Origin of the sequence: Paenibacillus sp. FSL R5-0345 (genome assembly GCF_000758585.1) — a bacterium.
Lineage (GTDB): Bacteria > Bacillota > Bacilli > Paenibacillales > Paenibacillaceae > Paenibacillus_AQ.
In genome coordinates this window covers 6,540,595-6,566,366 of the sequence record NZ_CP009281.1, presented here as the reverse complement: position 1 = coordinate 6,566,366, position 25,772 = coordinate 6,540,595, and the positions used below count along the sequence as shown (strand labels likewise).

General features: G+C 45.0%; 22 protein-coding genes and 1 riboswitch. Of the genes, 18 read left to right on the top strand and 4 right to left on the bottom strand.

Annotation, left to right across the window (positions count from 1 at the left end; all coding sequences use genetic code 11):
- The first annotated feature begins 108 nt into the window (after window positions 1-108).
- The 4 genes from rlmN to R50345_RS28950 all read left to right on the top strand — a co-directional run bounded on the left by rlmN (window position 109) and on the right by R50345_RS28950 (window position 3,322).
- Window positions 109-1,179 (top strand): dual-specificity RNA methyltransferase RlmN, encoded by a 1,071-nt coding sequence (gene rlmN, locus R50345_RS28965; RefSeq protein ID WP_042131555.1) that lies wholly within the window; start codon window positions 109-111, stop codon window positions 1,177-1,179.
- Between the two features lie 77 nt (window positions 1,180-1,256).
- Window positions 1,257-1,544 (top strand): DUF6509 family protein, encoded by a 288-nt coding sequence (locus R50345_RS28960; protein WP_042131554.1) that lies wholly within the window; start codon window positions 1,257-1,259, stop codon window positions 1,542-1,544.
- A 217-nt stretch (window positions 1,545-1,761) separates the two neighbouring features.
- Window positions 1,762-2,241, top strand: coding sequence for a transcription elongation factor GreA (gene greA, locus R50345_RS28955; RefSeq protein WP_042131553.1), 480 nt, complete (start codon window positions 1,762-1,764; stop codon window positions 2,239-2,241).
- A 151-nt stretch (window positions 2,242-2,392) separates the two neighbouring features.
- A complete protein-coding gene (locus R50345_RS28950) occupies window positions 2,393-3,322 on the top strand; it encodes an AEC family transporter (protein ID WP_042131552.1) in 930 nt (309 codons plus the stop codon).
- Window positions 3,323-3,397: 75 nt separating this feature from the next.
- Here the strand turns inward: R50345_RS28950 and R50345_RS28945 are convergent, their stop codons facing one another.
- From R50345_RS28945 to rpiA, 4 genes are all read right to left on the bottom strand, one after another.
- On the bottom strand, window positions 3,398-4,240 hold the full coding sequence (locus tag R50345_RS28945) for an aldo/keto reductase (RefSeq protein WP_042131551.1): 843 nt from the start codon (window positions 4,238-4,240) through the stop codon (window positions 3,398-3,400).
- Window positions 4,241-4,298: 58 nt separating this feature from the next.
- Window positions 4,299-5,507 (bottom strand): MFS transporter, encoded by a 1,209-nt coding sequence (locus R50345_RS28940; RefSeq protein ID WP_042131550.1) that lies wholly within the window; start codon window positions 5,505-5,507, stop codon window positions 4,299-4,301.
- A 237-nt stretch (window positions 5,508-5,744) separates the two neighbouring features.
- Window positions 5,745-6,713, bottom strand: a complete 969-nt coding sequence (locus R50345_RS28935; protein WP_042131549.1) for a Gfo/Idh/MocA family protein — start codon at window positions 6,711-6,713, stop codon at window positions 5,745-5,747.
- Between the two features lie 33 nt (window positions 6,714-6,746).
- Complete coding sequence (gene rpiA, locus R50345_RS28930) at window positions 6,747-7,415, bottom strand: ribose 5-phosphate isomerase A (RefSeq protein WP_042132559.1); 669 nt, start codon at window positions 7,413-7,415, stop codon at window positions 6,747-6,749.
- Between the two features lie 141 nt (window positions 7,416-7,556).
- Between rpiA and R50345_RS28925 the strand changes: the two genes are divergently transcribed.
- The 14 genes from R50345_RS28925 (at window position 7,557) to R50345_RS30560 (ending at window position 25,742) form a co-directional block, all read left to right on the top strand.
- Entirely contained in the window at window positions 7,557-8,504 is a 948-nt protein-coding gene (locus tag R50345_RS28925; protein ID WP_042131548.1) for a sugar-binding transcriptional regulator, read from the top strand.
- Between the two features lie 116 nt (window positions 8,505-8,620).
- Window positions 8,621-8,724, top strand: a riboswitch (purine riboswitch).
- 171 nt (window positions 8,725-8,895) lie between these two features.
- A complete protein-coding gene (locus tag R50345_RS28920; protein WP_042131547.1) occupies window positions 8,896-9,510 on the top strand; it encodes a xanthine phosphoribosyltransferase in 615 nt (204 codons plus the stop codon).
- On the top strand, window positions 9,504-10,823 hold the full coding sequence (locus R50345_RS28915; RefSeq protein WP_042131546.1) for a nucleobase:cation symporter-2 family protein: 1,320 nt from the start codon (window positions 9,504-9,506) through the stop codon (window positions 10,821-10,823). The genes R50345_RS28920 and R50345_RS28915 overlap by 7 nt, the downstream gene beginning before the upstream one ends.
- A gap of 213 nt (window positions 10,824-11,036) precedes the next feature.
- The gene (locus tag R50345_RS28910) at window positions 11,037-12,335 is read left to right on the top strand and encodes a GntP family permease (protein ID WP_042131545.1); all 1,299 of its coding nucleotides are present in this window, start codon (window positions 11,037-11,039) and stop codon (window positions 12,333-12,335) included.
- A gap of 33 nt (window positions 12,336-12,368) precedes the next feature.
- The gene (locus R50345_RS28905; protein ID WP_042131544.1) at window positions 12,369-13,526 is read left to right on the top strand and encodes a glycerate kinase family protein; all 1,158 of its coding nucleotides are present in this window, start codon (window positions 12,369-12,371) and stop codon (window positions 13,524-13,526) included.
- 139 nt (window positions 13,527-13,665) lie between these two features.
- The gene (locus R50345_RS28900) at window positions 13,666-14,700 is read left to right on the top strand and encodes a CdaR family transcriptional regulator (RefSeq protein WP_042131543.1); all 1,035 of its coding nucleotides are present in this window, start codon (window positions 13,666-13,668) and stop codon (window positions 14,698-14,700) included.
- 85 nt (window positions 14,701-14,785) lie between these two features.
- A complete protein-coding gene (locus tag R50345_RS28895; RefSeq protein ID WP_231573974.1) occupies window positions 14,786-16,141 on the top strand; it encodes an MFS transporter in 1,356 nt (451 codons plus the stop codon).
- A gap of 67 nt (window positions 16,142-16,208) precedes the next feature.
- Window positions 16,209-16,424 carry a hypothetical protein gene (locus tag R50345_RS28890; protein ID WP_042131542.1) on the top strand — a complete coding sequence of 72 codons (216 nt, stop codon included), beginning with the start codon at window positions 16,209-16,211 and terminating at the stop codon, window positions 16,422-16,424.
- A gap of 27 nt (window positions 16,425-16,451) precedes the next feature.
- Complete coding sequence (locus R50345_RS28885) at window positions 16,452-17,138, top strand: hypothetical protein (protein WP_042131541.1); 687 nt, start codon at window positions 16,452-16,454, stop codon at window positions 17,136-17,138.
- Window positions 17,135-18,337, top strand: a complete 1,203-nt coding sequence (locus R50345_RS28880; RefSeq protein WP_042131540.1) for a glutathionylspermidine synthase family protein — start codon at window positions 17,135-17,137, stop codon at window positions 18,335-18,337. The genes R50345_RS28885 and R50345_RS28880 overlap by 4 nt, the downstream gene beginning before the upstream one ends.
- A 39-nt stretch (window positions 18,338-18,376) precedes the next feature.
- Complete coding sequence (locus tag R50345_RS28875; protein ID WP_197069824.1) at window positions 18,377-18,970, top strand: hypothetical protein; 594 nt, start codon at window positions 18,377-18,379, stop codon at window positions 18,968-18,970.
- Window positions 18,967-19,359 carry a DUF350 domain-containing protein gene (locus tag R50345_RS28870; RefSeq protein ID WP_042131538.1) on the top strand — a complete coding sequence of 131 codons (393 nt, stop codon included), beginning with the start codon at window positions 18,967-18,969 and terminating at the stop codon, window positions 19,357-19,359. The genes R50345_RS28875 and R50345_RS28870 overlap by 4 nt, the downstream gene beginning before the upstream one ends.
- Before the next feature lie 169 nt (window positions 19,360-19,528).
- Window positions 19,529-20,512 carry a potassium channel family protein gene (locus tag R50345_RS28865; protein ID WP_331281347.1) on the top strand — a complete coding sequence of 328 codons (984 nt, stop codon included), beginning with the start codon at window positions 19,529-19,531 and terminating at the stop codon, window positions 20,510-20,512.
- Window positions 20,513-20,693: 181 nt separating this feature from the next.
- A complete protein-coding gene (locus R50345_RS30560) occupies window positions 20,694-25,742 on the top strand; it encodes an S-layer homology domain-containing protein (protein WP_052414770.1) in 5,049 nt (1,682 codons plus the stop codon).
- Window positions 25,743-25,772 lie beyond the last annotated feature (30 nt).

Here is a 25,772-nt window from a genome sequence, read left to right as displayed (position 1 = left end):
GGTGTAAACTTCGACGCTCCGCTACAACTCCCCTTGTTTAAATAAAAAAAATTTGAGACAATGAGTAGTGATGGACTGAACTTTAATGTTTTGAAAAGAGGATAACGAATGAATATGGAATCCATTTATGGATTAACTTTTGATCAACTGGCGGCATGGCTGTTAGAACGAGGACATAAAAAGTTTCGAGCTACGCAGGTCTGGGATTGGCTTTATCGGAAGCGGATTACAGAATTCTCAGAAATGCTCGATGTAAATAAAGATTGTGTAGAATTATTGGAGCAGCACTATGTGATCCATACGTTGGAGGAACATGTGAAGCAGGAGTCTGCGGATGGGACGATTAAGTTCCTGTTCCGTTTGAAGGATGGCAACCTGATCGAGACGGTGCTCATGAGACAGAAATACGGGTTGTCCGTATGTGTCACTACGCAGGTTGGATGTAATATCGGCTGCAGCTTTTGCGCTAGCGGATTGTTAGCAAAGAGTCGTGATCTTTCCAGCGGTGAGATTGTAGAGCAGATTATGAAGGTTCAACAGCATTTGGATGCAGCAAATCTCGAACAAAAGGTTAGTCACGTTGTAGTCATGGGGATTGGCGAACCGTTCGACAACTTTAAGAACCTGCTCGATTTCTTATCGATTATCAAGGATCACAAGGGATTAGCCATCGCAGGAAGAGGGATTACTGTATCGACGAGTGGGCTTGCTAACAAAATCGTTGAATTTGCCGATGCGAATACACAAGTAAACTTGGCAGTATCACTTCACGCGCCTAATAATGAGCTGCGGACGAAGATTATGAAGATTAACAAGGCGATTCCAATAGAGAAGCTAATGGAGTCCATAGATTATTATTTGGAAAAAACAAATCGCAGAATTACGCTGGAGTACATTCTGATGAAGGATGTAAATGACGGCAAGGAGCATGCGCTTGAGCTGACTGAACTAATCGGCGATCGGCGCCAGCTCGTCAATGTGAACTTGATTCCTTATAATCCGGTCGATGAGCACAGCCAATATCAAAGAAGCGAGCGGGAGACCGTGCGGGCCTTTTTTGATACTTTGAAGAAGCAGGGCGTGAGTGTAAGTACTCGGCTGGAGCATGGTGTAGATATTGATGCTGCATGCGGACAATTGCGAAGCAAACAGATCAAGAAATCTAAAGCTATGGCTTGAGGACGGGCTGACCCCTTCATGCAGCTTTTTGTGATACAATGACGTGGCAGGTATTAGGAAAAGAGGTTGATTGAGCAATGTTGACATTTACTAGCTACAGCGTGGAGAATGTTAAAGATCCTTTTGGTATACTAACCGGTAAACGGTATGAATTCGTGGTTCAACTGGATGTTCCAGAAGATGATGAGCTCTATGTAGAAAACGGAGTTTCCGCTAGAGCGATTATTAAAGTGGATGAAGATCAGGTTAGCATCGTAAGTTATGACCTACAAGAAACAACAACAGGCCAATTGCTTGATTTCGATATGGAAGAGGACGAGGAAGCAGCATTGCTCCTTTTCTGTAAAGAGCATTTGCCAGAATAATGATGCAGCATTGACATCCTTGCCCAAGGTTCAATTGTGGCAGGGATTTTTCTTTAAATATAAGAAAGTATAGGTTTTGCACCTATACTTTAATTTTTATATTTCTCGTTTAAACGCTTGCCGTCCTTACAAGGACGCCGAAGGCGTTTATGCTTGTCGCACGAATGTGAAATATAGGTTAAAATATTATAAAGCATCCAAAATAGGAGTTGTATACATGTCTAATGAAGAAGTGTTCTTGACCAAAGAAGGATTAGCTCAATTAGAGGAAGAACTGAAGGAATTGAAGGGTCCAGGGCGCAAGGAGTTGGCAGCTCGGCTTAAATTGGCGATTAGCTATGGAGATTTGAAGGAAAATAGTGAGTACCATTCGGCCAAGGACGATCAATCGTTCATGGAGACTCGTATTATGATTTTGGAGAAAATGCTGACCAAAGCGAAGATCGTAGACGAGAGCCAGATGGATCTTTCGAAGGTTAGTATGGGTTGTATTGTTACCTTGAATGATATCGAATACTCCGAGAAGATTGAATATAGAATTGTAGGGGCTGCTGAAGCAGATGTCCTAAACAACAAGATTTCCTATGAAAGCCCGCTGGGCAAGGAATTGTTGGGTAAAAAAGTCGGGGATATCGTTAGTGTAAATGCACCAATGGGTATCATCAAATATGAATTGCTTGAAATCAAAATGATGTAACACATGATAAAAAGGTCTCAACCCCGTTATAGGGGTTGAGACCTTTTTTAATTATAGGTAATGGCTATTGTGTATATTGATTTCATATCTTAGACGTCTTGCTCTGTTGCGCTTATAGTTTAGAGTAACTTAGAGCAGAGGAGTACTGTTCATGATCCAGAGTGTGTTATCAACGTTGTATCAAGTCATCGTGCCATTATCCATTCCGGTGATCGTCGGTGCACTGCTTGGACGGTTTAAAAATTTGGATACCAAGCCGTTATTGACGCTCTATTTATACTTTTTAACGCCGGCTATTATTCTTAATACACTGGCTACGGCCGAGATTTCTATGGATGATATTTACAAGACGCTTGCTTTTTCGCTGCTAAATCTGTGCTTTTTATGGGCAATTGCAAATATCATCGGGAAGTTATTGAAGCTCGGCACCTCTGAAATATCGGGATTGACTCTGGTCTCGACATTTACGAATAGTGTGAATTATGGACTTCCCTTGGTGTTGCTGGCTTTCGGACAGCTTGGGCTCGATAAGGCTTCTGTGTATGTGATTGGGCAAATGATTATCGTGAATACTGTGGGCGTTTATTTTGCGGCTAGATCGCAGTTCTCGGTGAAAAATGCGGTAAAGTCCGTGTTCTCTCTTCCTGCCATCTATGCAGCTATGCTAGCACTTTTTCTTAGAATATTTGACCTGCATTTACCTTCTGAGCTTGCTACAGGGGTCTCCATGGTTGCTGGGGGTTATTCACCAGTCGTACTGGCGATTCTGGGTGCACATATGGTCAAAGTACGAACCAAACCATCCGAACGCAAGGGCCAGTCTACTTTTTGGACAGGGATGATCATTCGATTAATCTTAGCTCCACTAGTGGCATACCTCGGATTATCTATTCTGCATATTGATGGTATTTTATTCTCTGTGCTGCTGATTCTGGCCTCCATGCCAGTTGCCGTCAACGCGGTGGTATTAGCGGAGCGATTTGACGCCTCTCCAGAGCTGGTATCCAAATGCATTTTATGGACGACGCTTGCTTCCTTTCTTGTGTTGCCGATCCTTATTGTGCTAGTGCAAGGTGCGTAAAGACAAAAAGGACCCTCTTTCATTTCTGAAAGATAGGGTCTTTTTTTACTGTTACTGAACCTAGTGGTTAATTTCTTAGAAGTCGAAATTATCAGGGTCAGGGCCAACCCGTTGATCTTGATTCAGGTCGTTAATTAGAGTCATATCCTCTTCTGTTAACTGAAAATCAAACACATCTACGTTTTCGATGATCCGGTGCTCTTTAGTAGATTTCGGAATGGTAATAATTCCACGCTGCAGGTCCCAACGGATAATCACTTGAGCTACCGATTTGCCGTATTTAGCTGCAATTTGTTTCAGTACTGGCTGATCCAACAATTGCCCTTGCATTAATGGTGACCAAGCCTCCAATTGGATTCCTTGTTCCTTACAGAAACTAAGCAGTGGTTGCTGGCTTAAATAAGGATGAAGCTCTACTTGGTTTACCATCGGCTTAATTTCCGCATCCTTCATCACATCTTCAAGATGATGGATCTGGAAATTGCTGACCCCAATCGCTTTTACGCGTCCCTCTTTATACAAGGTTTCAAGTGCTCTCCACGTCTCTTTATATTTTCCTTTTACAGGCCAGTGGATGAGATATAGATCAAGGTATTCAAGTCCAAGCTTAGCCAAGCTAGTCTCGTAGGCAGCAATGGTTTCTTCGTAGCCCATATCTGCAGTCCAGACCTTTGAAGTTACGAAGAGCTCTTCTCTGGACAGGTTGTTGTCCTGCAAAGCTTCTTTGATTGCTTGACCTACACCCGTCTCATTCTGATAAATGGCTGCTGTGTCGATGCTGCGGTAGCCGTGTGCAATAGCAGATTTGATCGCTTGGATCAGCTCAGAGCCTTCTTCGACTTGAAATACACCGAGCCCAAGCCAGGGCATGTTTACCCCGTTGTGTAATGCAGTTGTATCTTGTAAATGTTGAGCCATAATAAAATTACCTCCTAAGATATTTAAAAGTTTGATTGGTTTGTAAATGCACAGCTGATTAAGCAGCTTCGGACTGGAGAAGAGTCTCGTCTTTCTTCTCCAGCGCACGACTCCAGGCGGTTAAGAATACTGCGGAGAGAACCATTATAGCACCCACCCAAGTGGTATGAATCAGTCCCATGTGATCCGTCACAATACCGCCAAGATAGGCGCCAATGGCGATACCAGCGTTAAAAGCAGCAATATTTAGCGCAGAAGCGACGTCTCTTGCACTCGGAGCATATCGATCTGCAAGTGTAACTACATGTACCTGTAGACCGGGTACGTTCATGAAGGCTAACAATCCCATAAAGAAGATCGTGAGTAATGCAGCCACTTTATAGGGTGCAGTAAAGGTTAAGACGAACAGTACAACAGCTTGTACAGCAAACATGTAGAACAGGGCATTCATAGGTTTACGGTTAGCTACTTTGCCTCCAATGACATTGCCAATGGCAATAGCTATGCCATATACAAGAAGGATAATGGCAACGGTGCTCTCTTTGAAGCCGCTGATTTCATGAAGAAGTGGAGATAAATAAGTAAAGACTACAAAGGTACCTCCATACCCTAAAGCGGTGATTGCAAACGCCAGCAGTAGCCGTCCGTTCGTCACGAGCTTGACTTGTTCACGAAGCGGTGTTCGGGTACCTTTGCGCAGCCCTGTAGCAGGGACCAAGATGAGATTACTGATGAGCGCTATAAGCCCGATAACAATAATGGCGATGAATGCCGCTCGCCAGCCTAACTGTTGCCCTAGAAAGGTACCCAGTGGAACACCGGTTACGGTAGCTACGGTTAGTCCTGTGAACATAATCGCAATAGCACTGGCTTTACGATTCTCAGGCACGAGGTCGGCGGCAATGGTCGAAGCAATCGACATGAACAGACCGTGTGAAAGGGCGGATATTATTCTTGCTATTAGCAGAATAGTAATACCGTCCGCAGCCGCGGCAAGGCTATTGCCAATGATAAAAACAATCATGATGATCAGCAATAATGCTTTGCGCGATATTGCCGTAGTCAGGGATGTTAAGATAGGGGCGCCAAAAGTTACCCCTAAGGCGTACAAAGTAACAGTTAATCCAGCTGTGGTTAGCGGTATATGCAGGTCATCGGCGATAAGTGGCAGTAGCCCCACGCTGATAAACTCGGTGGTTCCGATCGCAAAGGCACTAATGGCTAAAGCCAAGAGGGCTAGGGTACTTCTTTTTTGGTCTAGCAACATGTCTTTCACTCCTACACTCTGTTAATTCACCGGCCGGTAAGTGCAATTATGAAGCCATGTATCCATTAAGTATAGTACGTACTTTAAAGTGCTATAGGTACTAAAAAGTACCTATTAGTTATCGCCTAAGGATATTGTCAGCCATTTCTAGAATATTATCCGCCAAAAAAAACGTTGGACCCCATGAACTCATGAGAATACCAACGCTTTGATGATTGATCTATTGTGTTCAGGATGTTATTCGAAGCTGTATTTGATTCCCCATTGTTCCCTAACATTACTCATAATGTCCATAACATCTAAGGAAAGATTAAGGGTTTCCTGGTTGCCTTTTTCCGCGATATAGCGCTGCATATCCTCTATTTCGTATTGCAGCGCTATAGAAGAATCGCCGATTTCAATCGTTTCTAAGGTGCCATCTAAATATTGAATTGTAGCTTTAGAGGCCCGCGGAAAATTATCAACGGTAATAAAGCCAAGTTCTCCAGCAACGACGCCGCGTTTAGGCATTTTGGAGCGCATGGTAAGGGAGATGACCGCCATTTCATCTGCATCGTTGTTCAGTATGATTCCGGATTGTTCATCAACGCCTGTCTCAAAACGTTTCACCGTCGTTAGAATTTCATGTGGTTGTTTGGACAGGAAAAATCTTGTGAAGGATAAGGCATACGTTCCGATATCCAGCAGTGCTCCGCCCGCCAGTTCTTTGTTGAAGAAGCGGTTGTTCACATCATATTCCTTATGGCTGCCGAAGGAGACCTGCACCATTTTTAGGCGCCCGATCTTGCCTTCCTCCACGATTTGCCGTAGCTTTTTGTACAGTGGCATATGGTAGATGGTCATAGCTTCTGCGACGACTAAGCTTTTTTGCTTAGCAAGCTCGGCGATTTCCTGTAGCTGTCTGCTATTTACGGTGATTGCTTTTTCACAGAGGACATGTTTGTTATTCTGCAAGCTCTCCATGATGTATTCGTAATGATTGCTATGTGGTGTAGAGATATAGACGACATTGATTTCCGGGTCTTGCAGCATTTCGCTGTAATTCCCATAGGCCTTTTCCGCTCCATATTGACTCGCGAACGCCTGGGCTTTCGCTAAGGTCCGTGATCCTACTGCATATAAGGTCCCGCCGATGTCATTAAGGGCAGCCGCAAATTCAGTAGCGATACTTCCCGGGCCGATGATTGCCCACTTTAGATTGCTCATTGTTAGCACCTCGCCTGTTTAGATTGTTTGATTCTACTTAGAGATAATTTTGATTCCATCCGAACCAGCCACAAGTGCTGCAGTAACTTCTTTTGTGAATAGGGAGGTCTCAATGACCCCGTTAATGGCTTTGAGTTTAGTTTGAAGGGCAGTGCTATCCTCTACCTTGTCAAAAAAGACATCCAGCAGCACATTGCCGTGATCACTGACCGTATACCCATCTTTACTTGTGCTTGTTCGGATCTCAGGCTTTCCGCCCAGCGATTTCACAGAATGTTGAACATAACTAAGGGCATCCTTAAGAACTTCCAAGACTACGGGATGCTTGAAGGTTAACTTGTTCACAAGCTTTGTTTCATCTACCAGCAATATATATTGATCGGCCATACTGGCAATCAGTTTTTCTTTCGTATGAATGCCGCCGCCGCTCTTGAGCGCATGCAGTTGCTCATCCACCTCATCACAGCCGTCAAAAGCAACAGCTATTCGCTCAACAGACCAAGTTGGGATGACCTGCAATCCATTCTGGACACAGAGTGAAGCTGTAGTGAAGGAGGGGGTAACTACCTTTACCCGAAGATCTGCTTCTTTAATATTCCCGATTAAGTAGGAAATCGTACTACCCCCGCCAAGACCAATGGTTGTGTCGTTCTTAATATACTTCAGAGCTTCTGCGGCGCAACTTTTCTTCCTAAAGTCCATATTCAAAGCCGATCATCTCCGTTAAAAAATTGATAGTAAGCACATTTGTGCAATATAATAAAAAATGTGCAAAATAATCGTCTACAGTATAACGAGGGGTTCTGAATCCGTCAAATCCTTGAAAAAAGCGAGGAGTTCATCATGGATCGAAAAGAAGACAAGAAGTTGCTCATTAAGATTGCACAAATGTATTATGAGCAGAATTTAACGCAAAATGAAATTTCGAATGAACTTGGTATATATCGCACAACCATTAGCAGGATGCTGAAGAGAGTCCGTGAAGAAGGCATCGTTACGATCACCATCAATTACGATATTGGAGATCATTGTACACTGGAGCAGGAGCTGAAAGAACGGTTCGGGCTGAAGGAAGCTATTGTTGTAGAGGTAGATCCGGCTCAGTCCGGAGTGGTCAAACGTAAAGCTATTGGACAAGCTTGCGCGAAATGGCTGGAGCAAGTGGTTCAGCCGAAAGATACGATTGGGTTCTCTTGGGGAAGCAGCTTAGCTGCTGTTGTAGACAATCTGACCGTCGCACAGAGGCCTTTTGTAACTTGTGTTCCTACGGTGGGTGGTCCATCTGGAAAGATGGAGAGCGGATACCATGTCAATAATATCTGCTACCAAGCTGCCTTAAAGTGGGGTGCGCGCTCATTAATGATTGACGTGCCAGCGATCACGGAGCAAAAGGAAACCAGAGATCAGCTAATGCGTTCGCAGTATTACCAGACCATTGCCAAGGCATGGGATCGGCTGGATATCGCTATATTCGGCATTGGATCACCGGAAATTAAAGGCGAAGAGGCATGGCGTGGGTTTTATGGCGATGCTGTGATTGATGAGCTGGAGGACGGGAAAGTAGCAGGCGATATTTGCTCACGTTTTTATGATGGCAATGGAGTGCCTGTACGCACAGCAATATCGGACCGAACGCTGACCATTGAGCTGGAGCAGATCAAGCGAGCGAGGTACTCGATTGGTGTAGCGGAATCGCTGGAGAAGGTTTCGGGGATCTTAGGAGCGCTAAACGGCGGGTACATGAATGTCCTCGTAACAACCGAAGAAACGGCGCAGAAGATCTTGGAGTAACCACTACTAAATGTAAACAATTGAATTTGGTGAAAATAACCTGAAAATGGTATGCAAAATACTAAAAATTTTGCTTGTAAGCACCAGACAGAGCGTGTAAGATATACAAGGTATTCATATCGAACATTAATAAAACTCATATAATCTTGGGGATATGGCCCATAAGTTTCTACCGGATAACCATCGCAATTATCCGACTATGAGTGAAATAGCGCATCTAGGGTTCCGCTTTCTTCTTTGGAGGAAAGGTCTGGACCGAGCGATGCGGACACTATGCAGTGTTACACCACTAAGGGACAAAAGCCCAGAAGGACAGATTCACTTGAGAGAAACGACTCAAGGGATTTGTCCTTTTTTTGTTTTTTTAATGAAGAGGAGAGATTAGTTCACGATGAAAGTACTTCAAGAGCGCATTAGACAAGAGGGTCTCATTTTATCAGATACGGTACTGAAGGTAGATTCATTTCTGAATCATCAGGTCGATACGGAGCTAGCGCTGCAAATCGGTCAGGAGTTCAAAAAATTGTTCGGTCATCAACCGATTACCAAAGTGATTACCATTGAAGCTAGTGGAATTCAGTTCGCCATGGCTACTGCGATTGCATTAGGTGTACCGTTTATTTACGCGAAGAAAAAGAAAGCAGTAACGCTCTCAGAGGCTGTCTACTCAGCGCCGGTGCATTCCTTTACACGCCAAGAGGATTATTTGGTCAGCGTCTCCCAGAAATATCTTGGACCGAATGACAAAGTGCTTATTGTGGATGATTTCCTCGCTACTGGTGCTGCACTTGTAGGACTGGTTGATATCGTGAAAGAGGCTGGAGCAGAGCTCCTTGGCGTCGGATGTGTCATTGAAAAGAGCTTCCAAGAAGGTCGGAGCCTTCTGGAGAACAGAGGCATAGAAGTCCATGCCTTGGCACGTATTGCATCTATGTCACCAGGTGAAATTCACTTCATTGATAATGAAAGCTCATTAGAGAAAATCAAGGAGAGTGCGGGATGTTAAGCAAGCAAAAGGTATTTACGTTAGGTCTTCAGCATGTACTAGCCATGTATGCAGGAGCAGTTATCGTACCGCTGATTGTTGGGGGCGCCTTGAAGCTGAATGGAACTCAGATGGCCTACCTCATCGCAGCCGATTTGTTCACTTGCGGATTGGCTACGTTGCTGCAAATTATGGGCACCAAGTATTTTGGTAGCAGACTCCCCGTTATTCTTGGATGTACCTTTACAGCAGTTGGCCCAATTATCGCCATTGCTTCGACCCATAATCTGGCGACTGCGTACGGTGCCATCATCATTTCCGGGTTGTTCGTTGTACTTGCGGCCCCGCTTTATGGGAAGCTGCTGAAGTTCTTCCCGACCATTGTAACGGGTTCTGTCGTGACTATTATCGGGCTATCTCTTATTCCGGTAGCTATGAATAATGTTGCTGGCGGAGAAGGCAGCGCTGATTTTGGACAACCTCGCAATTTGCTGCTTGCACTGATTACATTGCTTGTCATTTTAGCGGTTAACCGTTTCGCCACAGGATTCCTACGCTCGATATCTGTTCTGGTGGGCTTAGTGGTGGGTACTGCGATTGCTTATGGAATGGGTATCGTTAACTTTTCTACGGTAGGTGACGCTTCTTGGGTGAGCATCGCACAGCCGTTCTACTTCGGATGGCCTGAGTTCAGTCTTACTGCAATCTTCACTATGATCATCGTTAATATTGTTAGTATGGTGGAATCTACGGGGGTTTATTTTGCAGTAGGTAAGGTAATTGATCAGAAAGTTGAACAGAAGCAGATCGTAAACGGACTGCGTTCCGAGGGTGTAGCTATTATGCTGGGCGGAATCTTTAATGCTTTCCCATACACCGCTTTTTCTCAAAATGTGGGCTTGATTTCGCTGTCTCGCATTAAGACCCGTAATGTTATTTTTGCCGCTGGCGGGATCATGATTGTACTGGGTCTTTTGCCTAAGCTGGCTGCCTTGACGACGATTGTACCGAATGCCGTACTTGGTGGGGCCATGATTGTCATGTTCGGATCGGTTGCCGTTTCCGGGATATCCATTCTATCCGATGTGGATCTCCGTAAGGATGGTAATCTACTGATTGCTGCTTGCAGTATCGCTGTTGGATTAGGTTCAGCAACACTTCCTGCAATGTTCGCAGAGCTGCCTGAATTTGCTCGGATGCTGCTGCAGAACGGTATCGTATCCGGTTCGCTTACAGCGATTGTACTGAACATTTTCCTCTCCAAGACAAAGGATGATGTGCAGGTAGAGGATAACACCATACCTGTTCTCGCTAAGGAATCTCAAGTCTCCTAAACTTATTTAATTCATGATAAAAGACCAAGCTCTGGTGTACTGAAACCTAAGCTTGGTCTTTTTTTTGTGTTCGGGGCTTGTGCATTTGCACAAAAAAATAGGTTGTCCCGTCAATATAATTGAGTTTGTAAGCGCAGTATACTCAGTTTAGAAAGCGTTATCAAAACACACACTTTACAGTGTCATACTTTTATATTAAGGGGGCAACTAGAGATGGAAGGCACAGTAATTAACTGGATGGGCGCTGTTGCAGGATTGATATTAGCCGTCGTATTGATTTTTAAAAAGGTTAATCCGGTCTACGCACTCTTTTTAGGCGCAATTGCCGGAGGGATATTGGGCGGCGCTTCTATTGCGGAAACGGTACAGTATATTATCGATGGAACGAATAGTGTAATGGGTGCAGTTGTGCGTGTACTCGCAGCAGGTGTGCTGGCGGGGGTACTGATTGAATCAGGTGCAGCCGAACGGATGGCCGAGACCATCGTAGATAAGCTTGGTGAAAAGAAAGCCTTATTGTCTATAGCACTGGCTACAATGATTATTACAGCAGTCGGTGTATTCATCACGGTAGCGATCATTATCGTCGCTCCAATTGCTTTGTCCGTAGGCAAGAAAATCGGTATTTCCAAAACAGCTTTGCTGCTCGCACTGGTCGGTGGCGGTAAAGCAGGTAATATTATTTCTCCAAACCCAAACACCATTGCCGTAGCGAAGGGCTTTGATGTGGATTTAGCTCAGGTTATGATCCATGGATTTATTCCAGCCGTTGCAGGTCTGATTGTTACTGTTATTATTGCTAATCTCTTGGTCAATAAAGGTGTGAAAATTGCAGACGGCGATGTTGTCACAAAAGAGGAAGATACCACTAAGGTTAAACCAAGCTTCGGCCGTGCTATCGTCGCTCCAGTTGTCGCTATTTTGCTTCTGGCCATTAATCCGGTCGGAAACATTCTGAATATCGAATTGCTGAAATCCTTTAAAGTTGACTCTATGATCATCTTGCCTCTTGCCGGTATCATTGGACTGATTGCTATGAAACAGACGAAGAACATCATTTCCTTTACAACATCCGGTTTGAATAAAATGACTGGTACAGCTATTATCCTGATTGGTGCCGGTGCCATCGCTGGTATTATCTCAAAGTCTGACTTGAGCGCTACGGTTGTTGATGCAATTACAGCTATGGGCATCTCCGGAACCTTCCTGGCTCCGATTGCAGGTATCTTGATGGCGGCCGCTACAGCGTCCACATCAACGGCTTCGATTGTGGCTGCCGGATCGTTCGGTCCCGCTATTCTATCTATGGGCACAGCACCGCTTAATGCGGCGATTATGGTGCACACCGGGGCTACAGTAATTGACCATCTGCCGCACGGTAACTTCTTCCACGTCACTGCTGATTCCGTTAAGATGAACATCAAGGACCGGATGTCACTGATTCCTTATGAAAGTCTCGTGGGTCTGACGATGGCTATCGTCGCTACTATACTATACGGCTTTATCCTATAACGATTATTTCGAACTAGAAGGGATGGATATTCTATGAAAAAAGATTTGGTTATCGTTCTGGCACCCGATTCTTTCAAAGAAAGCATGACAGCTAAAGAAGCTTGTGAAGCCATGGAAAGAGGCATTCATAAAGTGAATTCTAATATAAATTGTATTCATGTACCCATGGCTGACGGCGGCGAAGGAACGATGCAGTCCTTGGTCGATGCAACCGAAGGTACCGTGTATATTACTAAAGTTAAAGGCCCGCTCGGCAATGAAGTTAGTGCATCCTACGGAATTACAGGTGATGGATTGACGGGGGTTCTGGAAATGGCCAGTGCGAGCGGCATTCAGCTGGTGTCTCCTGAGACACGAAACCCTCTGATTACAACAACCTACGGCACAGGACAATTAATTAAAGCTTGTCTCGACCGTGGGGTCCGTAAGCTGCTGATTGGTATCGGTGGCAGTGCCACTAATGATGGAGGCGCCGGTATGGTTCAAGCATTGGGCGGCAGACTACTGGATGAAGAGGGGAATGAGCTGTTATTCGGCGGTGGTGAGCTCGGCAGATTAGCCAATATTGATCTGACTGGGTTTGACCCTCGTCTGAAGGATGTACAGGTTGAAGTAGCTTGTGATGTTACGAATCCCTTATGTGGTCCGACGGGTGCTTCGAGCGTGTTTGGTCCGCAAAAGGGTGCAACTTCAGAGATGATCAAACAGCTCGACAGCAACCTTCATCATTATGCGAGTGTTATCAAGGAACAGCTTGGAATCGATATTAAGGAAATGCCTGGAGCTGGTGCAGCGGGCGGACTTGGCGCAGGACTGGTGGTATTCTTAAACGGAGTGTTAAAAAAGGGAATTGAGCTTGTTATTGACTACACCGGACTTGAAGAAAAGGTACAGCAGGCCGATATGGTGTGGACCGGGGAAGGAAGCATCGATTTCCAGACCCAATATGGCAAGACACCGCTAGGCGTTGCACAGGTCGCTAAGAAATATAATAAACCTGTGTTGGCCTTCGCTGGAAGAATCGGTGATCAGACGGAAGTGCTGTATGATAAAGGAATCGATGCTATTTTTGGCATCATGCCCGGTGCGGCTTTATTGGAGGATGCCCTGAAGCAAGGGCAAGAGAATCTGGAAAGAACCGCTGAGAACGTGGCACGGTTAATCATGCTGAAACAAGGTAGATCATTATAAAAAGCTGCGGAGAGATTTCACAACCTTATATTACTACGAGAAACGGTTATCGTCTTTTGAGGACGACAACCGTTTCTTCTTGTTTCTTTTTAAAGTAGAGGTTTTCTGAGTAGAATATACGGGAACAGGAGGGGCAGACATGAAGATATCGAAATCACTCGCAGGACAAATCGCACAGGAAATGATGAGTGTAGTTCCTTATAACATTAATGTTATGGATGAGAACGGCTTTATTGTAGGGAGTGGAGATCTAAAACGGGTCGGGACCTTACATGAGGGAGCGAGAATAGCCATTCAAAGTGGGCATGTCTTTGAAGTATACGAAGATGGCAGTGGTATGAAGCCGGGGGTGAATGAACCCATTATTATAGATCATAAAGTTTTGGGTGTCGTGGGCATTACGGGACATCCGGATGAGGTTAGACCGTTTAGCAAGCTGGTCAGAGTTACTACTATATTACTTATAGAACAGGAAGCAAGGAATAAGCAGGAGCAGGATGACAGAGTAAGGCGTGTGAAATTTTATCATGAATTATCTTATCGTAAAGAGGCGTATGATCTTGAGTTTCTAGAGCGGGCGAGTAGCTATGGACTAGATCTCAAGAAGAAATGCTGGGCAATCCTAGTGGATGGAGACGTAAACGGGAAAGAGTTCAGAAATGTTTCTAGATCCTATCCGCATTACTGGAATTTGGAGAATGATAAGGCTGTGTTTTTTATCACGGATGGGTTTCTCTACAAAGAGCTGATAGGAAAACTTAGTGTGTGCGGTGATGTAAGACGCATTGGCTCTGGTGAGGCAGAAGAGCTAGCTGCTTATTCCCTTGAACAGGCACAGGCGGCCATTAATATTGGCAGTAGAGTCGATCCATTTAAGAAGCTCTACAACTATGCGGAACTCAAGTTTCTAATACACTTATCTTATGATGGGGATGAGCGGACCGGGACGATTTATGCTCCTCTAGATCAGTCGGGAGATAAGACGGGTCTGATTGAAACACTGCAAGTATTTATTGCGGAGAATGGAGATCATAATCGAACAGTCCAGAAGTTGAATATTCACCGAAATACACTGAATTACCGACTTAACCGCATTCATACATTGACGGGTAAAAATCCGCGCAACTATATAGATCTGTTCGAACTAGTGTGTGGATTGATGTGGCGTAAGTAATCCCTATTCTAATTGCCAACCTCTTTTTATAGGCATAAAATTAGTTTGGAACGTATAGATAAATTAGGACAGGGATGGAATAAGAATGAATGAGAAAGTTGTAATGAATGATAAAATTGTCATGCCATTATGGACGATGTGCCTCTTTATTGTAGTGATGAATACAACGATGTTTAATGTATCGCTTCCAACCATTATTAAGGATCTCCAAATCTCTGCTGATCTAGGCTCATGGGTCATTTCTAGCTACTCGATTGGATATGCATTATCGACAGTTATTTATAGCCGGTTATCCGACTTGGTGCCGATTCGTAAGCTCTTGACCATTGGTTTAATTACGCTTGGACTGGCATCCGTGTTTGGATTGTTCGCACATGACTTTAAGTTACTATTAATCACGAGAATCGTGCAATCTGCGGGTGCCGGATCCATGGCTGGATTGGGTCTTGTACTCGCTAGCCGCTACGTTCCGATTGAAAGACGGGGTGCTGCAATTGCGATGATCTCGGCGGGTAGTGCAATGGCCTTTGGTTTGGGTCCTATTGTCGGAGGCGTCATCAGCCAGTACTTTGGCTGGAATGGATTGTTCGGCATTACTTGTCTTGTGCTTATCGTGCTGCCGGTACTGCTGCGGTTATTGCCTAAGGAGCAGCCACAGCCTGCTAGCTTTGACATCCTGGGAGCGGCGCTGACCGTTGTAAATGCGGCAAGTCTACTGGTAGCCGTAACTACCCAGTCGCTTGTATGGCTAGCGGTGGGTGTAGTGTCTATTATCGTGCATGCCTTACATCTAAAGAAGGCCAAGGAATCGTTCATTAATCCGCAGCTGCTTACCATGCCAGGTTACTTGAAACTGGTTGCCGTAGGCTTTTGTATTCTGGTATTGAACTTAGGAAACTTGTTTCTGATGCCGCTTGCGCTCGCTAATCTGTTCGATAAGTCAGCGTTGATGATTGGTTTGTTTATCGCACCGGGCGCGTTAGTATCTGCATTTCTGACCCGTTATGTGGGACGGTTTATTGATCGATACGGTAATATACGCTTCCTAGTGATCGGACATTGTATACTTGCAGCCGTTATGGCTGTGTTTGCTCTGAATCTTTCTGTATCACCTGTAGTGCTACTGCTAGGTTATCTATGCTTCTCTCCCGCTTTCTCAGCTACGATGGCATCCTTAAACAATGAAGCTTCTATCGTTCTTCCGAGGACTTGGATCGGTTCGGGCATGGGGCTTTTACAACTGGTTCAATTCTTCGGAGGCTCTGTATCTGTTGCAGTCTGCGGGATTTTGCTGCATGCTCAGCGTGATATCTCCCCAGCAAAAGCATATCAGCATGTATACGGCGTGTTGCTCCTCGTTAGCTTGTGCTCGTTAGGAATTCTTCTTTTATATAGACGTTCTAATGCCAAGAGCAAAGCTGGGCAGTCTACACACGCTTAGAACTGAAACGAAAAGGTAATAAAGACGTATCAGATGCTATAGCAGAACTTAGGAAGGAATGGTAATAATGGACAATGGGATGAATGTTATCTTATTTGAAAAAATGCCGGAAGGCGGGCTGCGAGTCATTGAGGAACGCACGTGGAGCATGAATATGATCGCAGCGCTAGAGCATGTCAATTATATTGTGGTGGGCAGTGTTGAATATGAAACGGTTGAAGGACGGCTGAATGTCGATGAAGGCAAGCTGGAGCTTCTGCTTGTTCCGATGCACACTGAATGATTGAGATAAAGGAAGGAGAACCTTGCGATGTCTAAAGATGAAAAGGATAAGGAACTTGCTGTATCCAAACTATTCACCTCTGATGGTAAGCCCATTCGAGTATTATCTACTTCGCTAGGCATAGCGTTGTTAGCGAATGCTATGTTTATTCCTGGCGGCGCAGGGGCTAGCGCAAATACTTCTGGAGATGAACCACAGCTAGTGTCTTGGTCTACCGAAGAGGTTAAAGCCTATTTTGACAAAAATGTGGATTGGAATATTCCATATCCAGAAGGTGAACAAGAGGTAGAACAGGAAGGTCAGGGTGTTGTTACCAATAATGGAACGACGGTAGTGAATAACTATGGCGGTTATCATTCAGGTTTTGGTTGGGATGATTTACTGTTGTATCACATGTTGTTTAATAGTGGTGGCAACTACTCTTCCAGAGGGTGGTCTAAGGACCGTCCAACTTATTATGGTGGAACGAGAACAACTTATAAGCCGCCTACCTATAGTAGTGAGAAGTTCCAGAATAAGAAGGTTCCCGGATCTGTTGTGAAGCCCAAAACATCGACTTCCTCAACAGGTTCCATTACGAGAAGAGGTTCTTCTTCAAAGAATGGAATCGGTGGCACTTCCAGCGGATTAAATTCATCGAAGAACTCTAAATCTAGCTCAGGCTCGAAGTCCTCTTCGAGATCAGGCTCAAGCAAGAGTGGTTTTGGCGGATGAGTGAGCAGCAGAGTGTATTTGAAATTCTAGATCAGTCTGAGCTTGAAAGAGGCCCGCGGGTCAAAGCGTTGTATGAGCTTGGGTTCACTTGGGCGGATCTTGAGGATGAAGAGTATTGGTTAGATGCAGTTGCTGTAATGCGCAGGGACACTTATAAGGAGCTTGAAGAAGCCTCGTCAAAACTCTGGATCATCCTCGATAAGGCCGTTCGCTATGTACATCTAAAGCGCGATTTATATGAACTGCTTGGGATTCCCCCTGTACTTTGGGAGATGCTTGATGGATGTCCTATGCCAGAAGAAGGCTTTATTAGTCGGTATGCCAGATTCGACTTTGCCATAGCCCATGATGGGACGATTAAGCTACTTGAATTAAATGCGGATACCCCGACAGGTTATGTGGAAGCCTCGATAGCTACACCATGGATTTGTGAGCAAGCTGGTGTGCAGAGTCCAAATCAAGGGATGAAGGAACAAGTTGCGGCAGCTTGGAAGGTAGAACGTCCGGATACTGCAGCATGTGTGGCTTATGGATCTCATCTCGAAGATTCAGGTACGATTGAAGCATTAGTAAAGCACAGTGGTCTCGATATTCGGTGTGTGGATTGCCTTGATTTGTGGGTCGACAACGGAATTCTCAAGGATGGGGAGGACCGTGTGATTGAGCGGATGTTCGCCCTATATCCTAAGGAGTGGATGGCTGTTGATGAAGGCGGGGATGCCCTCGCTTATGCGGTAGAGCAAGGGAATCTTCAACTCTTTAACGGCCCTCACAGTATATTGCTCCAGTCCAAGGGGCTGGTTGCAGCGGTGTGGGGTATGTATGAGCTGGGCCTGCTATTCGATAAGGAAGAGCGAGAGACGATCTCGCGCTATATTTTGCCTACTTATAATAAGCCTGTATTCTCTGGAAACTTTGTGTCCAAATCTGTTTTTGGCCGTGAAGGAGGTTCGGTGCGCATGTTTGATGATAGCGGTGCGCTAGAGCTTGAAGATGAAGACGGTTATGACAGTAGTCAGCTCTTCCCCACTGTGTATCAAAAAAGAGCCGATTTAGCACGGATAACGACATCAGAGGGTGAATTTCATCTGCTGACAGGCATGTTCGTGATTAACGGGAAGCCTTGTGGTATGCTCGGCCGAGCGGGCGGATTGATTACAGGCAATGCCAGTCATTTTATTGCGTTGGGAGTGAGATAATTGGATAAGAGTAAGAAAGCCCGAATCGGAGTCTTATGTATGATGCTTTTGACGGTACTGTTACTAAGCGCATGTTCCAGTAATCAGGGCAGTGTATTTGATTCAGGAACAGCTGAAACTTCAGATAGTGTAGCAAGGGTACCGTGGGACTACCGGGTGGTAGAGAGTACCGTAGGGGATTTAATTGGGAGTGACATGACGGTTTTGCCGGATAATGAACTGCTACCGAATGACGGGAATTATGCTACTGGCGATAAAATTTGGACTCTTCAGTTCATGGATGCCGAGCTAATCACGGACGCTGACCAGAAGAACGAAGTTCGCCTGTCTTCATGGAGCACGATTAAGTCTTATGCGGATGAAAAAACGGCAGCAGAGGATCTTACCAATCTAAAAGTATCGGTAACGACTGATGTTGATCTTGTAGGGGTATACAAGACTAAATATAAGGATAAGACAAGGAACTTTGCGGTGCTTGAACTCCCTTCAGGTAATCGGATTAAGCAGCCGATTGATGATGAACGTTATACAGCATTAGAGAAACAGAAAACCGCTTCCGTAGTCCTTGAGGAAGTACATGATTTTGCCGATTATGATTCGGCGTATGCGAAATTTCGGGGGTGGGCAAAGTGACGATGGTGGTTAATTTGGTTGTGAGTGTGTTTGTGATTATTCTTTTGCAAGTGTTAGGCATGGTGATCTTTGGTTTGATGACTCCGTTTAAAGATATGGAGGAGCTGAAGAAAGGCAATGTGGCTGTAGCTTTGGCTTTAGGCGGCAAGTTTCTGGCAACGGCTATAATTATTGGCGTAGCGGCGTATACGAATACCTCCATTCTGCACATGATCATTTGGTTTGCGGTAGGTTATGTGTGCTTGATAGCGGCTTATTGGATCTTTGAATTGGCAACCCCAACCTTTAAGATTTCAGAGCATCTGGAGAAAGGGAATGTGGCTGTAGGCACTATGCTTTGCTTGGTGTTTATTGGGACTGCATTTGCGGTCAGCAGTTTAATTGTTTAGTTCGAACTTGAAATAGGCTAAGGACAAAGGTTGCCCCGATCCATCCGTCGAGTGGCAGCCTATATTTCTCTCATAAACGCTTACTGTCCTTAAAGGACACTGAAGGCGTGTTAGCTTGATGTGAAGAAGGGGTGGGCAGATGCATCTTTTTCTGAGAATTTCCACCAAGATGATGCGGTTACGTAAACGGACGATAGGGTTAATCATACTGATCTTTATAATTCTTAGTGCGTCGATTGCTTACCTGATCGAGCCGGATACGTTTCACAGTTGGTTTAATGCATTTTATTGGGTCATGACAACGATGGCGACCGTAGGGTATGGGGATTATTTTGCAGAGACCGTAGTTGGAAAGCTATTTACCATGTTTCTATATATCTTTGGTATCGGCCTCCTCAGCTTGGTTATTGGTAAGGTCATTGACTCCATTGCGGAGGTGCAGAGAAGGAGAGGAGCGGGAACGTTGAGCTTTCGTGGAAAGGACCATGTGATTCTAATTAATTGGAGTAAGAAAGCACAAGCTGCCGTAGAGGAGATTCTATGCTATTCGCCAAAATGCCATATTGTCATCATTGATGAGACAGGAAGTCATCCTCTGGAGCATATGGATCAAGTTCACTTTATAAGCGGCGATGCCTCCAGTGATGAGATTCTTCTTAAGGCTAACATCCATGAAGCAAGAGCTGCCATTGTGTTCGGGGACACAAGGATTGATGAAGCATCGCTGATCGACGGCAAATCTTTGTTAATTGCCTCTAGTATTGAGCGAATTGCACCACAAGTACATACGACTGTAGAAATAATGCAAGAGAAGAATATACAGAATTTCAGGCATGTCAAGGTAAACGAGTTCGTGCTTTCACATGATGCCATCTCTAGACTGGCTGTTCGTTCTGCGCTCCAAGAGGGCAACTCTGAGGTGATAACGCAGCTGCTGAGCCGTAAATATGGTGATGATATTTATGAGATTCCAGTGAATACTTCGTGGAAGACTTATGGGGACGCGTTTCAGAACCTGCTCTTGCAAGGTGCAACCTTATTAGCGGATCGTAGCGATCTAAGTATCAATCGAAAGCTGGATCAGGCTATTCCCGAGGATGCTAGACTGTATGTTGTTTCCGATGAAGAGACGTATCGTAGGATTAAGGGTTAGACCAGAAATAAACGGATTAGGCGGATTTTCGGAAGCTGAGGCTTCGCGGGATTCCGCCTTTTTTGATAAAATGTGACTTATTTCACTGTTAAAATTGTTTTCTGTTCAGATTTTGTTCAGATCCCCTCCTTATTATGGTTTATTATGTCCTAAGAACTATACTAGGGAGGATAAATACAGAATGGATGGAAAAATATTTAAGAAAATAGTTGGTATTTTGTTGTCTGTAGTGCTGTTGGCAGGCCCAATGCTACAGACTTTCGGCATAGTACAAGCTGCCGATGCATCATCTGGTAAAACTTATTTTACGGACACCGATAATTGGGGTGGGGGTCCGTTAGGCACGGAAGCAGCCGATGGTGACATGGACGTGGATATTAAGAATCAGAACAAAACAACCGCGGATAACTATAGTAAGTATCCGATTGAGTTTAAGATCAAGGCAGTTGCTAAGCTTCCGACGCAGAGCGCTAATATGCTGATTCGTGCTTACGATGTGGATGAGATCGCATCACTGACAGCGGCAGGTTCGAACGGTGAATGGGATAGAGTGTATTTCTCCAAAAATCCTGCTGATATTTCACTTGTAAATCCGTATACAGCTTGGCAGACCAGTGGGAAATGGAAAACAAACGTCGCGGCTTCCGGTGTAGGTACCGGTGGACAGGGTTATCTGAAAGAACTTACTCGAAGCGCCTACTTGGGAACGCTTTCTGGGCAAAATGAGCAATGGAATACAACGGTTTTACCCTTCAAGAAAGAGGATCTTGGAAGAATTGCTCTAGGCGACAACTATGTAGGCTTGTCGATTCATCATTATTTTAATGATATGCGGGAGTCAATTGCTCCTAATACAAACTGGACCATGAAGGTGGATTGGGCCCAGCTTGTTATTGATGGTGGTGAACGGCAGACCGGAGAGATCGAAAATGTAGGGATTAAGGTGGAGAATGGAAAGATCACTCTGGATACCAGCTTTATTCCTAAGCTACCGGGTAAAGATTATTCCATGGAAGTAAGCGTTGTAGAGAAGAGAGAGTTTGACGGCGAGTTAATCGATAAGAACGTAGGGCTCGATAAAAAGCTGTTTGAAGAGCCAACTGCTGGGCAAGAGCAGACTTGGAAAACTGAATTTACGGACAGTACGTTTAGTCCGTCTAAAGAATACACGGTAAATGTGATTCTCTTTGATGACCGTGGAGGCGGAACTAGCGGAGAAAAATATACAAATCCGGGCGAAGCTCAGCATATTTATACTTTTTCAACCTTCGATCCGGTGGTGAAGGATATTACCAAGGCAGGGTTGCAATATGAGCCAACAGCCTTTAATGCCAATGAATTTTCCGGCAAATACTATCAAATTAATGGTAATGCCTATGGTTCTAAGCTGCAGAAGGTACAGATCGTTACATTGCCGGATGCTGAAAAAGGCCAATTAGTATTAAATGAAACGGCAGTAAAAGCCGGTGATGAAATTTCGGTGAATGATCTTGGGCAATTAACCTTTGTTCCAGTGACTACCGGTCTTACTGGGAATATTGATTTTAAATGGAATGGGTATGATGGATCCAAATACGGGGCGGTGGATGCTGTAGTTACGATTACAGCAACGGCAGCACCAACAGTGGGTCATATTGAGAAGTCGAGTCAGAAAGGAAATAAAGTTCCTTTTATTGCTAAAGACTTCACGGATAAATTCGTAAACAGCAAGAACGATCCGCTTACTAAGGTCAAGATCATTACGGTTCCAGTGGAAGGTCAAGGTAAGCTTGTTTACCGTGTAGGTAATGGACCTGAACAGACGGTGACTCCGGGAGTTGAGATCAGCGCGGCAGATCTGGCCAGTCTGTCCTTTGTTCCGACAGCGGAGACCACGGGCACAGTGGCGTTCCAATGGAATGGCACAGATGGCAAGCAATACGCGAAGGAAAGTAAGAATGTTACAATCACCATCAATGCGCCACCAGTAGTCGCAGATATTCATAAGACAGGTGCTCATGGAGCTGCTATTCCTTTTACAACAGATGATTTCGCAAATGTCTATAAGGATGATAATAGTAATCTGAGCACGGTAAGGATCACTCTTCCAGCAGACTTTGCTGCTAATGGGCAGCTGTATTATAACAATACGGTGACAGAAGCAGTCTATCTTGAGCCAGGTATTCCAGCGGTTCTGAGTAAAGCTGATCTGGGCAGTCTTACCTTTGTTCCAGATACTAAACTGGCTGAAGGTACAGAAGTGAAATTCAAGTGGGAAGGGTATGATGGTCAGGTATACTCTGAGAATCTTGCCGAGGTCATCATTACTTATAATGGACTGCCGGTGGCTAATGCACTGAGCGTAGAAGGAAATGAGGGTGTGCCTTCCCTTACTGTTGTACTGAAGGGGACTGACCGCGAAACGGTTACAGGTCTTACGTACGGCATTGCTACACCTCCACTGAAGGGAATATTAACACCTGCTGATCCAGGCAATCCGGCAGGGGATACATGGATTTACACGCCAAACTCTGATTTCATTTCGGGTAAAGACAGCTTCACTTATGTTGTGACCGATGCTGACGGACAAACAAGTCCTGTTGAAGCAACCGTGAAGATTGAACTTCATAAAGCACTGAATGGATGGGTTGGTAATAAGAAACAAGGAGATCCAACTATCGTAAAAGCGATACCAGGTCAACCGCTTAAACTGTCGGCAGTGAGCTCGCTTGCGGCTGAGAAGGTAACGGCGAATGTTGCTGATACTTCCGTGACTTTGACTTTAGCTAATCCGCTTACTTACGAGACTGACGGATTTAAGCAATGGGAATACACCACGTTTGTATTGCCTTTGAATACTCCAGCGAATAGCTATGCAGCTTCATTTAGCGCTTGGGGTGCAGGTGATGCTCCGTTAGCTGGTGAAGGGGCGGATAAGCTGATAGACAACAACTATCAGGTGGTTCAAACGGAGTTGATACTGAGTGCAAATCCAGAACGCATTTTGGGTGACGGTAAGGCTACAACAGAGTTGACTGCCGTCCTCAAAGACAGTAATGGAAACCCAATCAAGGGGATTGAAGTGGTCTTTACTGCAGCTGTTGGCGGATTTGTAGGTAGTGATCGCGCAGTGACCGATGACAACGGTATTGCGAAGGTAACTTACCATTCTGCACAAATCACAGGGGTTAGCGAGCAGAATATACCTGTTCAGGCTAATGTGAACAATGCCGAGCATGGTCTATTAGCTAAGAGCGAGATTACTATTACATTCTTGCCAGCTTCGATTCAGGGCTTTATTACAACGGGGGGATCTAACACTCCTGTAGCAAGTGCTCAAGTACGAGCTACCCTTGATTTGAACGGTGATGGCAAAATTGAGCCTGGTGTGGACTTCATTGAGAATATCGTGACCGATGAGAAGGGTGCGTATTATCTAGTCGTGCCTAAAGGCGATGCCAAATATGAGCTGGAGATTACACAAACGGTTGACGTGGGCGGTATACCTACGGAAGTTACGTATAAACAGTATGCAAAAGTGGGACAAGTAACGGGTTCAGGAGACGAGAACTTCGAATCGGAGAAGACGCTGACAGGTCTGGTGCTCTTCAAACAGACGAACGGTCAATCTTCCTTGCTGAACTCCGAATGGCTTGGACATGCTAGTGTATTTTTAAAACAGCAAGATGGCAGCTATGTATCGGAGAATGGTAAACCTAAGGCTTTCCCACTACAGGCGCAGGGCGTATTTAATGCAGAGGGCCTTGCTGTAGGTCAGTATGAGCTTGAAGTGCGCTATGAACTGGAATCTGGAAAATCTATTGTAGTCAGCCGTAATACAGTAGCTGTAACTGCCGCTGGTGAATTGAATATTTCACAGTCTCTGGTTGATCCTTATGGTACGATCACTGACGCTGTAACAGGTCATGTCATTGAGGGTGCAAAAGTGATGCTGCATTACGCGGATACTCCACGGAATGCTAGTAAAGGTTTGACTCCGAATGGGGAGGTTACATTGCCTGTGATTGCAGGATTTGCACCGAATGATAATGCGAGTCCGAAGCAGTTGAGCGATAGTAATGGTTTCTATGCTTACATGGTCTATCCAGATACGGATTATTACTTAATGGTGACGAATGAGGGATATATTAATTATAAGAGTCCTGTTCTTTCTGTGGGTACAGATATTGTGCGGCATGATGTACAGCTTCAGCCAGTGCCTAACACTTCTGGTGCTACTCCATCGACTTCGACTGATCTGGCCGTAAAAGTAGCACTTACTCTCTCTGTAGAGAAGAACACAGTGAAGGAAAATGAGCAGTCACCGATTACAGTAGTTTACAAGAACGATTCGTCCGCTGTATCGGCAACAGGTGAGGTAAAGATTACTCTTCCTGATGGGGTAGTTGTTGTAGATGCTGCTGGCGGAACGGTTACGGGTAACGTAATCATATGGAAAGTAACGAACGTAGGTGTGGGCAAGGGCGGTAGCTTTACTCCTGTTGTAAAGTGGCCATTGATCGATGCTGCAGAGGTCGCCTTAACGGTACCGGGAGAGTTTACCTCCGGGCAATCCTCTGCTAAGGCATTGGTGAAGGTAAATATCTACTCCGATCGTTTTGGAGAACTGAAGCATTACCGTTATATTTTAGGATACCCGGATAAGGAGTTTAAGCTAAATGGCTCTCTAACACGGGCAGAACTGGCTGCAATTGTGGCTAGACTAACGGAGAATGAGACTATTACTTATGCTCTTCCTTACAGCGATATCCGTGCGGGGCATTGGGCAACCAATTATATCCGCATTGCTGTGAAGAACGGGTATTTCACAGGAGATCCGAGCGGGTTGTTCCGTCCGGACGCACCTGTAACCAGAGGAGAGTTAGCTTCGGTTATGGCTCGTTTCCTGAAACTTGAGACAGGCGCACCGGCGGTGACACATTTCACGGATACTTCTGGTCATTGGTCAGGCAATGCGATTGAAGCATTGTATAACGGAAAGTTTCTAACGGGTTATCCGGATGGAACCTTCAAGCCGAAGAATGCAATCACTCGTGTCGAAGCGGTAACCCTGATTAATCGTATGCTGTATCGCGGACCGTTGAAAGGTTTGGCACCGCTATTCCCGGATGTTGCAGAGGACCATTGGGGCTTCGGTGATGTACAGGAAGCTACGTTCTCTCATGAAGCGGTTCGTAATGGAGATGGAAGCGAGAAATGGCTTAGATCTCTTAGCGACGATGTGAAATAAGAAGTACAAAAATAGGAAATAAGCTGATTC

What these genes read in the sequence shown, in the direction of transcription:
- rlmN (WP_042131555.1), top strand. Translation starts at nt 109, where the DNA reads ATGAATATGGAATCCATTTATGGATTAACTTTTGATCAACTGGCGGCA.
- R50345_RS28920 (WP_042131547.1), top strand. Translation starts at nt 8,896, where the DNA reads ATGAAAGTACTTCAAGAGCGCATTAGACAAGAGGGTCTCATTTTATCA.
- R50345_RS28905 (WP_042131544.1), top strand. Translation starts at nt 12,369, where the DNA reads ATGAAAAAAGATTTGGTTATCGTTCTGGCACCCGATTCTTTCAAAGAA.
- R50345_RS30560 (WP_052414770.1), top strand. Translation starts at nt 20,694, where the DNA reads ATGGATGGAAAAATATTTAAGAAAATAGTTGGTATTTTGTTGTCTGTA.
- rpiA (WP_042132559.1), bottom strand. Translation starts at nt 7,415, where the DNA reads ATGGACTTTAGGAAGAAAAGTTGCGCCGCAGAAGCTCTGAAGTATATT.
- R50345_RS28890 (WP_042131542.1), top strand. Translation starts at nt 16,209, where the DNA reads ATGGACAATGGGATGAATGTTATCTTATTTGAAAAAATGCCGGAAGGC.
- R50345_RS28900 (WP_042131543.1), top strand. Translation starts at nt 13,666, where the DNA reads ATGAAGATATCGAAATCACTCGCAGGACAAATCGCACAGGAAATGATG.
- R50345_RS28935 (WP_042131549.1), bottom strand. Translation starts at nt 6,713, where the DNA reads ATGAGCAATCTAAAGTGGGCAATCATCGGCCCGGGAAGTATCGCTACT.
- R50345_RS28925 (WP_042131548.1), top strand. Translation starts at nt 7,557, where the DNA reads ATGGATCGAAAAGAAGACAAGAAGTTGCTCATTAAGATTGCACAAATG.
- R50345_RS28865 (WP_331281347.1), top strand. Translation starts at nt 19,529, where the DNA reads ATGATGCGGTTACGTAAACGGACGATAGGGTTAATCATACTGATCTTT.
- R50345_RS28885 (WP_042131541.1), top strand. Translation starts at nt 16,452, where the DNA reads ATGTCTAAAGATGAAAAGGATAAGGAACTTGCTGTATCCAAACTATTC.
- R50345_RS28910 (WP_042131545.1), top strand. Translation starts at nt 11,037, where the DNA reads ATGGAAGGCACAGTAATTAACTGGATGGGCGCTGTTGCAGGATTGATA.
- R50345_RS28915 (WP_042131546.1), top strand. Translation starts at nt 9,504, where the DNA reads ATGTTAAGCAAGCAAAAGGTATTTACGTTAGGTCTTCAGCATGTACTA.
- R50345_RS28950 (WP_042131552.1), top strand. Translation starts at nt 2,393, where the DNA reads ATGATCCAGAGTGTGTTATCAACGTTGTATCAAGTCATCGTGCCATTA.
- R50345_RS28940 (WP_042131550.1), bottom strand. Translation starts at nt 5,507, where the DNA reads ATGTTGCTAGACCAAAAAAGAAGTACCCTAGCCCTCTTGGCTTTAGCC.
- R50345_RS28880 (WP_042131540.1), top strand. Translation starts at nt 17,135, where the DNA reads ATGAGTGAGCAGCAGAGTGTATTTGAAATTCTAGATCAGTCTGAGCTT.
- R50345_RS28945 (WP_042131551.1), bottom strand. Translation starts at nt 4,240, where the DNA reads ATGGCTCAACATTTACAAGATACAACTGCATTACACAACGGGGTAAAC.
- greA (WP_042131553.1), top strand. Translation starts at nt 1,762, where the DNA reads ATGTCTAATGAAGAAGTGTTCTTGACCAAAGAAGGATTAGCTCAATTA.
- R50345_RS28960 (WP_042131554.1), top strand. Translation starts at nt 1,257, where the DNA reads ATGTTGACATTTACTAGCTACAGCGTGGAGAATGTTAAAGATCCTTTT.
- R50345_RS28875 (WP_197069824.1), top strand. Translation starts at nt 18,377, where the DNA reads ATGATGCTTTTGACGGTACTGTTACTAAGCGCATGTTCCAGTAATCAG.
- R50345_RS28895 (WP_231573974.1), top strand. Translation starts at nt 14,786, where the DNA reads ATGAATGAGAAAGTTGTAATGAATGATAAAATTGTCATGCCATTATGG.